Annotated in this window: 12 protein-coding genes; 8 read left to right on the top strand and 4 right to left on the bottom strand. The window is 64.8% G+C overall.

The features are described 5' to 3' along the window. Window positions 1-9 precede the first annotated feature (9 nt). The 3 genes from QCE69_RS18740 (at window position 10) to QCE69_RS18730 (ending at window position 2,621) form a co-directional block, all read left to right on the top strand. On the top strand, window positions 10-630 hold the full coding sequence (locus QCE69_RS18740) for a TetR/AcrR family transcriptional regulator (protein WP_309814004.1): 621 nt from the start codon (window positions 10-12) through the stop codon (window positions 628-630). 196 nt (window positions 631-826) lie between these two features. Further along, window positions 827-1,702: a glycine betaine ABC transporter substrate-binding protein gene (locus tag QCE69_RS18735; RefSeq protein WP_309932213.1), complete on the top strand. Its 876-nt coding sequence runs from the start codon at window positions 827-829 to the stop codon at window positions 1,700-1,702. A gap of 22 nt (window positions 1,703-1,724) precedes the next feature. Continuing rightward, entirely contained in the window at window positions 1,725-2,621 is an 897-nt protein-coding gene (locus QCE69_RS18730) for a DMT family transporter (protein ID WP_309932212.1), read from the top strand. On the opposite strand, the gene QCE69_RS18725 is transcribed toward QCE69_RS18730, so the two are convergent. The 3 genes from QCE69_RS18725 to QCE69_RS18715 all read right to left on the bottom strand — a co-directional run bounded on the left by QCE69_RS18725 (window position 2,603) and on the right by QCE69_RS18715 (window position 6,008). Then, complete coding sequence (locus QCE69_RS18725) at window positions 2,603-3,832, bottom strand: alpha-hydroxy acid oxidase (protein ID WP_309932211.1); 1,230 nt, start codon at window positions 3,830-3,832, stop codon at window positions 2,603-2,605. The genes QCE69_RS18730 and QCE69_RS18725 overlap by 19 nt on opposite strands. A 94-nt stretch (window positions 3,833-3,926) precedes the next feature. Next, window positions 3,927-5,291, bottom strand: coding sequence for an MFS transporter (locus QCE69_RS18720; RefSeq protein ID WP_309932209.1), 1,365 nt, complete (start codon window positions 5,289-5,291; stop codon window positions 3,927-3,929). Window positions 5,292-5,357: 66 nt separating this feature from the next. Continuing rightward, on the bottom strand, window positions 5,358-6,008 hold the full coding sequence (locus tag QCE69_RS18715; RefSeq protein WP_309921438.1) for a 4-carboxy-4-hydroxy-2-oxoadipate aldolase/oxaloacetate decarboxylase: 651 nt from the start codon (window positions 6,006-6,008) through the stop codon (window positions 5,358-5,360). 99 nt (window positions 6,009-6,107) lie between these two features. Here QCE69_RS18715 and QCE69_RS18710 point away from each other — a divergent pair, with 99 nt between their 5' ends. Together QCE69_RS18710 and QCE69_RS18705 are read left to right on the top strand one after the other, a co-directional pair. Then, entirely contained in the window at window positions 6,108-7,004 is an 897-nt protein-coding gene (locus tag QCE69_RS18710) for a LysR family transcriptional regulator (protein WP_309921436.1), read from the top strand. A 106-nt stretch (window positions 7,005-7,110) separates the two neighbouring features. Continuing rightward, window positions 7,111-8,238 carry an aminotransferase class V-fold PLP-dependent enzyme gene (locus tag QCE69_RS18705; protein ID WP_309932208.1) on the top strand — a complete coding sequence of 376 codons (1,128 nt, stop codon included), beginning with the start codon at window positions 7,111-7,113 and terminating at the stop codon, window positions 8,236-8,238. Window positions 8,239-8,270: 32 nt separating this feature from the next. Here the strand turns inward: QCE69_RS18705 and QCE69_RS18700 are convergent, their stop codons facing one another. Next, complete coding sequence (locus tag QCE69_RS18700) at window positions 8,271-8,987, bottom strand: GntR family transcriptional regulator (protein ID WP_309921431.1); 717 nt, start codon at window positions 8,985-8,987, stop codon at window positions 8,271-8,273. A gap of 449 nt (window positions 8,988-9,436) precedes the next feature. On the opposite strand from QCE69_RS18700, the gene QCE69_RS18695 reads away from it, so the two are divergent. From QCE69_RS18695 to QCE69_RS18685, 3 genes are read left to right on the top strand one after another with little or no spacing between them, the layout of a single operon-like run. Next, window positions 9,437-10,804, top strand: a complete 1,368-nt coding sequence (locus QCE69_RS18695; RefSeq protein ID WP_309921428.1) for a homoserine dehydrogenase — start codon at window positions 9,437-9,439, stop codon at window positions 10,802-10,804. A 39-nt stretch (window positions 10,805-10,843) separates the two neighbouring features. Then, window positions 10,844-12,145: an MFS transporter gene (locus QCE69_RS18690; RefSeq protein ID WP_309932207.1), complete on the top strand. Its 1,302-nt coding sequence runs from the start codon at window positions 10,844-10,846 to the stop codon at window positions 12,143-12,145. Further along, the gene (locus tag QCE69_RS18685) at window positions 12,142-13,047 is read left to right on the top strand and encodes an amidohydrolase family protein (protein WP_309932206.1); all 906 of its coding nucleotides are present in this window, start codon (window positions 12,142-12,144) and stop codon (window positions 13,045-13,047) included. The genes QCE69_RS18690 and QCE69_RS18685 overlap by 4 nt, the downstream gene beginning before the upstream one ends.

The raw sequence follows: 13,047 nt of genomic DNA, 5'->3' as shown, positions 1-13,047 counted from the left end.
GGGAATGCCATGGATCAGACCGTCGATACCGTGCGCGGCTCGGCCGACATGTGGCTAGATTGCGCCTACGAAAGCCTGCTGGAAGGCGGGGTGGAAGCGGTGCGCATCCTGCCGCTGGCCAAGAAGCTGAATCTCGCGCGCACGAGCTTCTACTGGTTCTTCCGCGACCGCGACGAATTGCTGAACGCGCTGGTCGCGCGCTGGGAAGAAAAGAACACGGGCAACTGGGTCACGCGCAACGAGGCCTATGCGGACAGCATCTGCGAGGCGATGCTGAATATCTTCGACTGCTGGTTCGACGACTCCTTGTTCGACACCCGCTTCGAAGCGGCCATCCGCAACTGGGCGCAGCAGTCGCCCGAGATCACGCGCCTCATTCAGAAAGACGATGCACTGCGCATTGATGTCCTGACCGCGACCTTCGTGCGCTTCGGCTACGACGCCGATGTCGCCGACGTGCGCGCCCGCACCACCTATCTCACGCAAGTGGGCTATGCCGCGATGCGGGCGGAGGAATCGTTCGAGACGCGCATGAAACGCATCCCCGCCTTCGTCGAAGTATTCACCGGCGTCCGTCCGCAAGAACACGAGATGCAGCGCTTCTATGCGCGCAGAAACTTCGAGGGCTGAAGCTTCATCCGGCGCGTTTCGCATAACCTGAAGTAATGGCGTCACAACTTCAAATCACGTTGACAGCCCTTTAATGCACTCGAATACTCAAGCCCCATCGCGTTGGCAAGCGCTTTCAAAGCACTAATCAGGGTATTCCATCAATCAGCAGATCGATCCAGTTTCTTCGTCGCGGCAAGAACTCCGGGAGCTTCACATGAAGAAGTCCACGCTCGTACGTTTCGTTCTCCAGGCTGGCATCGCGGTGTCCACCGCCGCGTTCGCAATGACGGCCAGCGCCGCCGATCCGCTCAAGATCTCACTGGCCAACTGGGCCGACACCCAGGCGGTGACCTATACCGCCAAGTACGTGCTCGAAACCAAGCTGAATCAGCCGGTGACGTTGATCGTCGCCGATCTGGGCATCCAGTTCCAGGGCGTGGCGCGCGGCGACGTCGACCTGATGCTGGGCGCGTGGCTCCCCGTGACGCACGCGGCCTATTACGCGCGCTTCAAGGACGAGATGGACGATCTCGGCGTGATCTACACGGGTGCGAAGATTGGCTGGGCCGTGCCCGACTATGTGCCCGAGAGCCAAGTGGCCTCCATCGCCGACCTGAACAAGCCGGAAGTCAAGACCAAGCTCAACAGCACGATCCAGGGCATCGAACCGGGTGCGGGCGAGATGGTGGCGTCGGAGAAGGCGCTCAAGGAATACGATCTCGCGGGCTATAACCTGATCCGCGCAAGCGAGGCCGGCATGCTCACGGCCATCTCGCGTGCGTATCCGGCGAAGAACTGGATCGTCGCGACGGTGTGGAGCCCGCACTGGTTATGGCAGAAGTACAAGATGCGTTATCTGAAGGATCCCAAGGGCGTGCTGGGCGGCGATGAGCAGATTCGCGGCTTCGGTTCGAAACAGTTCGCGACGAAGTTTCCGCGCGCCAATACCTTCATCAAGCATTACAAGCTGACGCTCGCCGAGGTCGAGCAGATCGAACTCGACGGCAATGCCTCGAACGACTGGAATGCCGCCGCGAAGAAGTTCGTCGACGCGCATCCGGAGAAGCTCAAGGAATGGCTCCAGCAATGACGGCTTCAGTGAAGCAGCCATCATGAGAATGGCGCGGATTGCGTTGGTTTTGCTGGGTCTGTTCTGGGGTTCCAACTTCATCTATATGAAGTGGGCCGCGTCATCCATCACGCCGATGCAGATTGCCTTCGTGCGCGTGCTGTTCGGCTTTCTGCCGCTGGCGTTCGTCGCGTGGCGCACGAAGGTCATCGAGCGGCGTCAGTTGCGTCATCTGCATCACTACAGCGTGATGGGCGTGCTCGCCACGGCGTTCTACTATGTCGCGATCACGCGGGGTACGGCGCTGCTTCCCTCCGGCATGGCCGCCGTGCTCGGGAATGCCGCCACGCTGTTCACCGCGATCTTCTCCGCGCTGTTCCTGAGAAGCGAGAAGCTCAACAGCACGATGACCTTCGGCGTGCTGCTGGGCTTCCTCGGCATTACGCTGATCGCGCGGCCTTGGGAAGGCGCCGGTGGAACCATCGACTTGACAGGCGTGCTGTGGCTTCTGACGAGCTCGATGGTGCTAGGGCTCTCCTACGTCTATGTGCGCGTCTTCCTGACGCCGCTGGGCTTGCCGCCGCTCGCACTCGCGACCTGGCAGATGGGCATCGCCGTGCTCGTGCTCGCGGCCGTCACGGACTTCAACGGCATCAGCCACTTGCTCAACGATCCGTTTGCCGCCGTGGCGCTTGCGATAGGAGGCGGCGTGCTGGGGACCGGTGTGTCGTTCTTCCTGTACTACTACCTGCTGGAGCGCTTCGGCGCCGTTGCTTCGTCCGCCGCAACCTATCTCGCGCCGGCGGTTGCGCTGGTGATCGGCTGGGCGGTCGGAGAGCGGTTCGGCTGGCTGGAGTTGACGGCGTTCGTGCTCGTCATCCTCAGCGTGTTGACCCTCCATCTCGGCCGACAACGAACCGTTCAGCGCGCTACCGCCTGATCAATCGGATGCCGCCCGGGCACGGACACGGGCACCGTGAACGACTTCTGCATCAGGAACGAGGCATCCAGCTGATCGAGCGACGTGATGCCGAGCATGCCCATGTCGCGCGACACTTCATCGGCGAGCAAGCGGATGCCATGCTGCACGCCCGCCTCGCCCGCAATCGCCGACGCATACGCGAAGGGCCGCCCCACGAACGCCAGCTTCGCGCCGAGCGCGAGGCACTTCAGCACATCGGTGCCGCGCCGCACGCCGCTGTCGATCATCACCGGCACGTCCCGGCACGCATCCACGATGCCGGGCAGCACGCGCAACGGCGCCACGCTGCCGTCGAGTTGCCGTCCGCCATGATTGGACACGATGATGCCGTCCGCGCCGGTCTGGCAGGCCCTCGCGGCATCATGCCGGTTGAGAATGCCCTTGACCACCAGCGGCCCCTTCCACATCTGCCGGATCATCGCGAGGTGATCCCACGTGAAGTGGCCGCGATCGGAGAAATCGCGCAACACGCTCGGCGAAAGAATGGGCGCGCCGCGCGTGGCGTAGTTGTTCTCGAAGTGCGGCATGCCGTGCTTCAGCACTGTCTTGAGGAAGGTGCCCAGCAGCCAAGCAGGATGCGTCACGCCGTCCCACGCGAGACGCACTGTCGGCCGCAAGGGCGTCGAGAAACCGGTGCGGATGTTGTTCTCGCGATTGGCCGCGACCGGCGTATCCACCGTGATGACGAGCGTCCCGAAGCCCGCCGCGCGCACACGGTCGATCAGTTGCGTGATCTGCGCGGTCTGTCCCGGCAGATAGGCCTGGAACCAGGTTCCTTGCGCCACGCTTGCGACGTCTTCCAGACGGATCAGCGACGAACCGCTCATGATCATCGGCACGTTGGCCTGCTGCGCCGCGCGCGCGAGCACGATATCGCCCCGGTACGCGGACAGCGCGGCCAGGCCGAACGGCGCAAGGCCGAATGGCGATGCATAGCGGACGCCGAAGAGTTCGACCTGCGATGAGCGCTTCGATACATCGACGAGCACGTTCGGCACGAAGTCATAGTCCTGAAAGCTCAGGCGGTTCTGTGCGAGCGATGCGTTGGTCTCCGCCGCCCCGGCGATATAGCCGAACACCGGCCGCGGCAGGAAGCGCTGGGCGGCGGGCTCGAAGTCATCGAGGCTGAGGATGGGCTTGAGTCTTCGGGATGGTTTGTGTGCTTGCATGCCGTGAGCGGTCAACACGATGATGATTGCCGATGTCCGGCACATGTTAGGCGCGGCATCGCAATCAGTCCAATCAATGGGTGATGCCTTTCTTTCATCGAGATTGACGCACAGGCTCGACCTCGAGCGGTTCCGAGATCGTCAGCAGGATGATGAAGGTCATCGCCGAAATGGCCGACATGAAGCCGAACACGTAGTTCCAGCCGAAGTGATCGAGCAGCAGCCCTGCGATGAACGGCGTCGCCGCGCCGCCGAGTTGTCCGCCCATGTTGACGATGGCGTTCGCCAGCGGAAACTTCTCCCGCGATACGAACGAAGTCGGATACACCATGTACGCCGAAAAGCCGATGCTCAGCGTCACGCCCGTCATGAAGATCAGGAAGCCGTACACGACGGGCGATGCCGGCGACTTGATGAGCGCAACCATCATGACGGCGGTCGCGATGGCGGAGAACATCATGCCGGGCTTGCGCCGCTTGCCGAGCGCGCGGTCCGAGAGCAGCCCGCCCGCGATGTTGCCGAACACCGCGCCCACCCACGGCGCGGCGGCCACGAAGCCCATCCCCGCGACGCTGAAGTGCTTCACGTTGAGCAGATAGGTGGGGATCCACGCGAGCAGCACGCTCGAAATGCCGAGCTGGCAGCAGTAGCCCAACGCACAGCCATAGATGTTCCATGAGGTGGCCACGGCGCGGCTCGTCTCCAGCGGCTTCTCGCTGCGCACGCGTGTCAGGCGGTCGAGCAAAGGCATCGCGCGGGTGCGTTCGATCTGCGTCGCGGAAGGCGTGCCGGGACTGGCCGTATCGATCAAATCGCGCTCGGCCTGATTGACTGCGCGGCTGTCGGACGGACGGTCGGCCACCATCAGCCACCACACCAGCGAGAACAGCACGCCCGGCACCGCGAACACGATGAAGATCGCCTGCCAGCCCCACAGCGAAATGACCGCCGCGCCGATGATCGGCGTGATCACCGGACCGAACTTCACCGCCGAAAGAAACAGGCCGGATGCCGTGCCCTTCTCCTTCGCCGGGAACCAGCGATTGATGGTCGCGGCAATGCCCAGCGGCAACGGGCCTTCCGCGAAGCCGAGCGCGAACCGGCACATCTTGAGCGCGAACAGCGAGCCCACGACGCCGGTGAGCGCGGTGGCTACTGATGTAAGGATCATCGAGATGGGCAGCGTGCGGCGCACGCCGAAACGCGACACGATCCACGCCGAAGGCAACTGCGCGCACGCATAGGCGATGAGGAACACGCTGACGAGCGCGCCGGCTTCCGCGTTGCTCATCGCGAACTCGCGCCGCAGGAACGGCAAGGCGATGCCGAGGTTCGCGCGATCGGCGGCGGCTACCGTGTAGATCAGGAAGAACAGCGTGGCGACGACCCAGCGATAGCGTGTCGGACGCGCCGTGGCGGCGACGGTGTTCATCGCGGGCATTCCGGTTGATTCTTTCATGTTGTCTCGCTCCATCCTGGCGGCTTTTATGCGGTTCTTGTCGGGTTCTTTCTCAAACAGGCGCGATCATTGAAGGCCGAGCCGCTCCAGCGTGTCCTGCAATCCCAGCAGTTCGACGGTGCTCGCGCCCTCGCGGATCCGTTGCCGGAACACGCTCTCCTTTTCCTCGCGCGCACGGCTGACCTGCACCACGCGTTCGACGTCATGCTTCGGCACGATGACCACGCCATCGATGTCGCCCACGACGATATCGCCCGGCTGGATCGCTACATCGCCGATGCACACCGGCACGTTCACGCGGCCCGGCTGGTTCTTGCCCGTGCCCTTGATGCTCAAGCCACGGCTGAACACCGGAAATCCCATGTCGATGATGCTGCGCGCATCGCGCACCGCGCCATGGATCACGAGTCCCGCGAGGCCCTTGTGCAGCGCGAGTTCGGTGAACACGTCGCCCCATGGGCCGGCTTCGAGAAAGCCCTTGGCGTCGACGACGAGCACGTCGCCGGGTTTCACCTTCAGCATCGCGTAGTGCAGCATCAGGTTGTCGCCGGGACGGGTATCGACGGTCACTGCCGGGCCGGCCATGCACATCGACGGATGAATGGGCTTGATGCCGCTGTCGAGCGCGCCATGCGCGCCCTGGGCTTCGTAGACGGTAGCGCTGCCGAGTGCGCGCAGCGCCGCGATGAGATCGGCGGATGTCTCTTGACTGCTCATGTCGCTTGATTGGAAGTTCGGAAGTTTGATCGCAGCGACAGTTTTAGATAAAGTTTCTCCGCTATCAAACATCGATTTCTGAGCTTAGGCTCAATAAAAATGAATCTACGTCAGGTCCGGTACTTCTGCGCGGTGGTCGAAGCCGGCAGCGCGACCAGCGCGGCGGACGCGCTCCACGTCGCGCCGACGGCCATCAGCATGCAGCTTGCGCAACTCGAAGCGCATCTCGGCGGCGAACTGTTCGACCGCTCGCGCCGCCCAATGGAACTCACGTCGCTCGGCAAATACTTCTATCCGCGTGCGAAGGAATTGCTGTCCCACGCCGGCAGGCTCGACGACGAAGCGCGCGGCATTGCTTCGGGGCAGCGCGGCTGGCTGGGTATCGGTTTCGTGCGCTCGGTGTCTTATTCGGTGCTGCCGGCCGCGGTGCGGCGCTTTCGCCAGAGCTGCCCGGACGTGCATCTCGATCTGGTCGAGGCGCTGTCCGAATACCAGCCCGAACGCTTGCGTCAGGGGCGGATCGATGTCGGCATCTCGCGCTTCATCGGGCCGCTGGAACCGGGTCTGGATCTCGACTGCGCCGTGGTGCTCGACGAACCGTTCGTCGCGGCAGTGCCGGCCGGCGATCCGCTGGCGAAACAGCGCTCGGTGACGGCGGCGGAACTGTCCCGCCTGCCGTTCATCCACTATCCCAAGGATGAGCGCAGTCCGTTCGGCCAGCAGTTGCTGACCGCGCTCAAGCGCGCGGGCGGGGCTCCGCGCGTGGCCCACGAAGCCATCGAGATTCATACGGCGCTCGCACTCGTGGGCGCGGGACTGGGCGCGACACTCGTCGGCCGCTCGACCTCGAAGAACAACCGGCGCGACGTCCGCTTCATTCCCGTCGCCGATCTCGACTTGCGGACCAAGCTCGTCATGCTCACGCGCGCGGGCGAGGACAACCGGCTGGTCGAAACCTTTCGCGAGGCGCTGTCGAAGTCGAGCGGACGGCGCTGAATGGCGCTGAACAACACGCGGAGCGACACGGAGCGCGCGACGCGTCATCGGGCGGCTTTCGTTAGAATCGTTCTTCACCCCTTTTCCCCAAGTGCAGGAGGCGAGCGTGCCAGCGTTACTCCCTGATGTCGACCGCGAGGGGCTCCTCGAATATTCGGTCGTCTACACCGACCGGTCGATCAACCACATGTCGCAGCTGTTCCAGGGCGTCATGCGCGATCTCTCCGCCGGTCTGAAGAAAGTCTATAACGCGCATGCCGTCGCCATCGTTCCCGGCAGCGGCACGTTTGGCATGGAAGCCGTGGCCCGGCAGTTCGCCACGAACCAGAAGTGTCTCGTCATCCGCAACGGCTGGTTCAGCTTCCGCTGGACGCAGATCTTCGACATGGGCGGCATCCCGTCCGAATCCGTGGTGCTGAAGGCGCGTCCGGTCGAAGCGGGACGTCAGGCCGCGTATGCACCGGCGCCCATCGAAGAAGTGGTCGCGGCGATCCGCGAACACAAGCCGGATCTGGTCTTCGCGCCGCATGTGGAAACCGCCGCCGGGATCATCTTGCCCGATGACTATTTGCGCGCCGTGGCGGACGCCGTGCACGAAGTGGGCGGCATGTTCGTGCTGGACTGCATCGCCTCGGGCACGGTCTGGGTGGACATGCAGGCAAGCGGCGTCGACGTGCTTATCAGCGCGCCGCAGAAAGGCTGGAGCGCGTCGCCGTGCTGCGGGCTGGTCATGCTGAGCGCGCTGGCTCGCGAGCGTATCGACGGGACCACCAGTACGAGTTTCGCCTGCGATCTGCGCAAGTGGCTGCAGATCATGGAAGCCTACGAGAACAATGGCTTCGCGTACCACGCCACGATGCCCACCGACAGCCTCGCGATCCTGCGCGACGTCATCAAGGAAACCGAAGCCTACGGCTTCGACAAGGTGAAGGCCGAGCAGCTGGACCTGGGCCAGCGCATCCGGGCCGTGCTGGCCGACAAGGGCTTCAGGAGCGTGGCGGCGAAGGGTTTTGAAGCGCCGGGCGTCGTGGTCTGCTACACGGACGACGACGGCATCCGTTCCGGCAAGAAGTTCGCCGATGCGGGCGTGCAGATCGCGGCGGGCGTGCCGCTCCAGTGCGACGAGCCGGCGGATTTCAAGACCTTCCGCATCGGCCTGTTCGGCCTCGACAAACTGCATGATGTGGCGGGCGCCGTGGCCCGCTTCGAGAGGGCGCTGAACGAAGTCGTCTGACACACGAAAGCACGAAAGCACGAAAGAGCCGGTTACTGCGCCTCGTGTTCCGCGGCGGAGGCCGGCTCCGTATCGTGCGGCGACAGTTGCTCCCACGTGCTGTGCACATGCCGGCGCAGGAACTCGCCGAGCTTCGCGCCATCGCGGGCCGTCAGCAGGCGAATGATGACCTCATGTTCGTCAATGGCGGTATGCCACGTCTCCGACGTCACGCTGCCCTGGAACCGGTAGCGGTACAACTGCCGGTTCAGGCGCTCGTGGACCTCCCTGAGCGTCGCGTTCTTCGCCGCCGCGATGATGCTCGTATGGATCGCCTGATTGAGCCGGAAGTAGTTCATCCGGTCGCGCCGCTCGTACGCCGCATGCATTTCATGATGCAGCGCGCGTATCTCGGCGATCTCCTCGCCGCTCGCCATCCGGCAGGCCGCCTCCCCGCCGAACGCCTCGATCACCCCCAGCACGTCCAGCTTCTCGGCGATTTGCGCCGCTCCAAGATCCGCCACGACCGCGCCGCGTTTCGGCAGCACGACCACTAATCCATCGCTCGCCAGCTCCTTCAGCGCCTCGCGCAGCGGCGTGCGCGATACGTCGAGCCGCTCGGCCAGCGTGCGCTCGCGCAGGCGCTCGCCGGGCTTGAGTTCGTCGGTGGCGATGAGCGTGCGCAGCCGCTGCGCGATCTGCATCGACAGCAGTTCGTCGGGCGCTTCGCCGTTCTCTAAAGCTTCGGTGTCGTCTTCGGAATCCATCATGGGGGCGATCCTTCTTGGCCGAAACGCATCGTCGGCGCTTTCGGTATGCCACTTTACCAGCGCGGGATGAGCGACGACAGCCGCGCAGGCCTTTTGCTCTCCATGGTGTTATCCCGCACTTGACCGGATCATGACCTCCGGATAAATTTTGGTATACCAAACCAGCCGTTTCATCATGCAAAAGTAGATGAAGCGTTGTCGCGAACAAGAATGAAACAGGGATGAAGCCACGCCCGGAGACCTCCGAAAGCCTTATCTGATATAGCTTTCCGCCCGATTTCCGGGTGCTGCGACAGATTGTCTCCATCAGGTCGCCACGCCCTCTCACTGGTATACCGCGCCAGAGCGCAAGGCAGACCGCTCAACCTGAAAACGACCGCCGCTTCCAGGCCGTCATCCGCCGGAATGTGCGGCACAGCACACTCCCGCTCGCCCAAGGACGAACACACATGAATTACGAACATCTCTTCCAGTCGCTCGGCAGCCGCACGATCCGCATGGCGCTCGTCGGGCCGAAGGGCGGCTTCGGCCGCTCGCTGCTGGTGCAATGCCGCGTGCTGCCGGGCATCGAGATCGCCGCGCTGTGCGACCTGGACGTGGACGGCACGCTCGCCGCTCTCGCCTCGCTCGGCTTCGACGCCAGCGCGGTCGCCGTCTGCAACGATGCCGCCGATGTCCGCACCGCGCGCGCGGCAAGCCGCATTGCGCTCGTCGCCGATTACCGGCTGCTCGACGGCGTGGAACTCGACATCGTCGTCGAGGCGACCGGCCATCCCGAAGTGAGCGTGCGGATCGCGGAGAACGCGCTGCGGCGCGGCGTGCACGTCGCGATGGCGACCAAGGAAACCGATTCGGTCGTCGGACCGTATCTGAATCAACTGGCGCTGGAGAGCAAGGTCGTCTACACGACGCCCGACGGCGACCAGCCGAGCAACCTGATCGGCCTCGTCACGTGGGCGCGGGTGCTTGGCTTCGACGTGGTGGCGGCGGGCAAGTCGAGCGAATACGACTACATCTACGATCCGGCCGCGCACAGCGTCGACTATCTGGAGCAGCGTCACACGGTGTCGCTGGATGCGTGCTGGGCGCTCGGCGACGACATCTCCGCGACGCTCGCCGCACGCAGCCAGGCGCTTGCAATGCTGCCGCAGAGCGCGACGCCCGACTATTGCGAGCTGAACGTGGTCGCGAATTCCACCGGCCTGCTGCCCGCCGCCGACGCGCTGAACTATCCGCTCGCGCGCATCAACGAACTGGCGGACATCTTCGTGCCGAAGGAAGACGGCGGCATCCTGGAGCGCACCGGCGTGGTCGATGTCTTCAACTGCCTGCGCCGTCCGGACGATGTCAGCTTTGGCGGCGGCGTGTTCGTCGTCGTGCGCTGCAAGGACGACGAAACCTGGCAATTGCTGAAGCAAAAGGGCCACGTGGTCGGCAAGAGCGGACGCTACGCGTGCATCTACCTGCCCTATCACCTGATGGGCCTGGAAACCCCGATGAGCCTGTTCTCCGCCGTGCTGCTCGGCCAGCCGACGGGCAGCGCCGCGCAACGGCCGCACGCGCGCATGGTGGCGCGCGCGGAACGCGACTTCAAGGCGGGCGAGACGCTGACGATGGGCGGCCATCACCACACCATCGAAGGCGCGACGCCCCTGCTCGTCGATACGGCCAAGGCCGGCGGCGCCGCGCCGTTCTATCTGGCGGCCAACAAGCGCCTGCTCGCCGATGTCGCGAAGGGCGAACAGGTGCCGCTCGCCGCGCTGGATCTCGACGGTTCGGCGCTGTACGCGGCATGGCAGCGCAACCCGGCGCACTGAGCGTTGATGCACTCGAATCACCAATAAGAGAGAAGAGACATGCAAACCGAAAGTCCCGTCGCGGCTTCGTCCGGATCGATCCGCTCGCTCGCGTCCACCACGCGCTGGCGCATGGTGCTGCTGCTGTTCGTGCTCTACACGATCAACTGCGTCGACCGGATGTCGCTGTCCATCGCGATGCCGACCATCGTGCACGAGTTCCATCTCGCCGCGACCATGCAGGGGCTGATCCTGTCGGCGTTCTTCTGGACCTACAGCACGTTCCAGATTCCCGCCGGCTGGGCCGCCGACCGCTTCGGCGGACGCCGCATGATCGGCATTGCGGCGGTGCTGTGGGGCGGCTTTCAGTGTCTCGCGGCCTTCGCGGTGAATGGCGTGACGCTGCTGCTGTCGCGCATCGGCCTCGGCGTGTTCGAAGCGCCCTACATGCCCGCCGCGACCAAACTCACGGCCGCGTGGCTGCCGCCCGCGGAACGCGCGCGTGGCGTCACGCTGATCGACAGCGGCGCGCCGCTCGGCTCGGCCATCGGCGGGCTGGCGATCAGCGCGCTGCTCGCGTTCACGGGCTCGTGGCGCACGGCCTTCCTGATCGTCGGCGGGCTGACCATCGTGTTCGGTCTGGTCGTGTATCGGCTGCTGCGCGAGACGCCGGAGCAGCATCCCGGACTCGATGAAAGCGAAGCCGCCTATATCCGCGCGCAAAAACTAGCCGCCGGCGAAGCGCCCCGCGCGAAGAAAGAACCGCTGTCGCGCGGCACGATCGCGGCGATGGTGGTCGGCCGGATCGGCTGGGCGATGGTGTTCTTCGGCCTCGTGACCTGGGGCCCGAACTATCTCTCCGCCGGACGCGGTCTTGATATCCGCAGCATGGGCTTCGCCACCTTCCTGATCTTCCTGGCAGGCGCCATCGGCGAAGTGCTGTCGGGCGTGACCGCCGACTGGCTGCAGAAGCGCTTCTCGCGCAAGGTGGCGTTCCGCATTCTGTTCGGTCTGTCGGGCGGCATGTCGCTCGTCTGCCTGCTTGCGCTGCCCCTCGTGTCGGATATCCGTTATGCGGTCGCGCTGCTGTCGCTCGGCGTGTTCTTTCATCTGTGGGGCGGCCTCTACTGGCTGATTCCCGCGATGCTCGCGCCGCGCGAACAGGTCGGCCTCGTCGGCGGCGTGATGAACTTCGCGGGCACGGGCGGCGCCATCGTGGTGCCGATCGTCGTCGGCGTGCTCGTCGATGCCACCGGCGGCTTCAACGCCGTCATCCTGTTCTTCGCCGCCGCGGCGTTCGCGTATCTGGTCGGCTCTCTGCTGATCGACTTCGGCGGCGGCAAAGCCGGAGAGCGCGCATGACGACGCTCTACGACGGCCCGATCATCGACGCCCATCAGCACTTCTGGGATCTCGAAGCGAATCACTATCCGTGGCTCGCGGGCGACACGCTGGTGCCGCACCGCTACGGCGACTACTCGGCGATCAAGCGCACCTATCTGCCGGCCGACTATCTGCGCGATGCCGCCGGTCACGACGTGGTCGGCAGCGTGTATGTCGAAGCGGAGTGGGACCCGGCCGATCCGCTCGGCGAGACGCGCTATGTGTCGCAACTGGCGGCATCGAGCGGACGGCCCAATGCGATCGCCGCGCAGGCGTGGCTCGATCGCGACGACACCGAAACCTTGCTCGCCGCACAGGCCGCCTTCGAGCGCGTGCGCAGCGTGCGCCACAAGCCGGGCGCGCCGGATGACGCGGGCCGCACGCTGATGTCCGACGCACGCTGGCGGCGCGGCTATGCGCAACTCGCGCAACACGGATTGCATTTTGAATTGCAGGCGCCGTGGACCCAGATGCACGAGGCCGCGCGCCTCGCCCGCGACTTTCCTGAAACGCTGCTGATCGTGAATCACTCTGGCGTGCCGGGCGACCGCGCGCCGGACACGCTGCGCGGCTGGGGCGACGCGATGGCCGCGCTCGCCGCGCTGCCGAATGTCTCCGTGAAGGTGTCGGGCTTGTGCGAGCGCGGCCAGCCGTGGAGCGTGGCGGCGAACCAGCCGGTCATCGATACGCTGCATGCGCTGTTCGGCGCGGAGCGGCTGATGTTCGGCAGCAACTTTCCGGTCGACGGCATGTTCATTTCGCTCGACGGCCTGCTGGACGGTTTCATGCAACTCGTGCGCGCGTGGCCGCAGACGCAGCAGCGGGCGTTTTTCCATGACACGGCCGAGCGTGTGTATCGCCCGCTCGGACTGGCTTCCTGA

The sequence above is a fragment of the Caballeronia sp. LZ032 genome (assembly GCF_031451315.1).
Taxonomy (GTDB): Bacteria; Pseudomonadota; Gammaproteobacteria; order Burkholderiales; family Burkholderiaceae; genus Caballeronia.
Note: the sequence above shows the minus strand (reverse complement) of the source record. Positions and strands in the feature narration are given on the sequence as shown.

Excerpts from the sequence above, each read along its gene's own strand:
- QCE69_RS18740 (WP_309814004.1), top strand. The coding sequence starts at position 10 with ATGGATCAGACCGTCGATACCGTGCGCGGCTCGGCCGACATGTGGCTA.
- QCE69_RS18735 (WP_309932213.1), top strand. The coding sequence starts at position 827 with ATGAAGAAGTCCACGCTCGTACGTTTCGTTCTCCAGGCTGGCATCGCG.
- QCE69_RS18730 (WP_309932212.1), top strand. The coding sequence starts at position 1,725 with ATGAGAATGGCGCGGATTGCGTTGGTTTTGCTGGGTCTGTTCTGGGGT.
- QCE69_RS18725 (WP_309932211.1), bottom strand. The coding sequence starts at position 3,832 with ATGCAAGCACACAAACCATCCCGAAGACTCAAGCCCATCCTCAGCCTC.
- QCE69_RS18720 (WP_309932209.1), bottom strand. The coding sequence starts at position 5,291 with ATGAAAGAATCAACCGGAATGCCCGCGATGAACACCGTCGCCGCCACG.
- QCE69_RS18715 (WP_309921438.1), bottom strand. The coding sequence starts at position 6,008 with ATGAGCAGTCAAGAGACATCCGCCGATCTCATCGCGGCGCTGCGCGCA.
- QCE69_RS18710 (WP_309921436.1), top strand. The coding sequence starts at position 6,108 with ATGAATCTACGTCAGGTCCGGTACTTCTGCGCGGTGGTCGAAGCCGGC.
- QCE69_RS18700 (WP_309921431.1), bottom strand. The coding sequence starts at position 8,987 with ATGATGGATTCCGAAGACGACACCGAAGCTTTAGAGAACGGCGAAGCG.
- QCE69_RS18695 (WP_309921428.1), top strand. The coding sequence starts at position 9,437 with ATGAATTACGAACATCTCTTCCAGTCGCTCGGCAGCCGCACGATCCGC.
- QCE69_RS18690 (WP_309932207.1), top strand. The coding sequence starts at position 10,844 with ATGCAAACCGAAAGTCCCGTCGCGGCTTCGTCCGGATCGATCCGCTCG.
- QCE69_RS18685 (WP_309932206.1), top strand. The coding sequence starts at position 12,142 with ATGACGACGCTCTACGACGGCCCGATCATCGACGCCCATCAGCACTTC.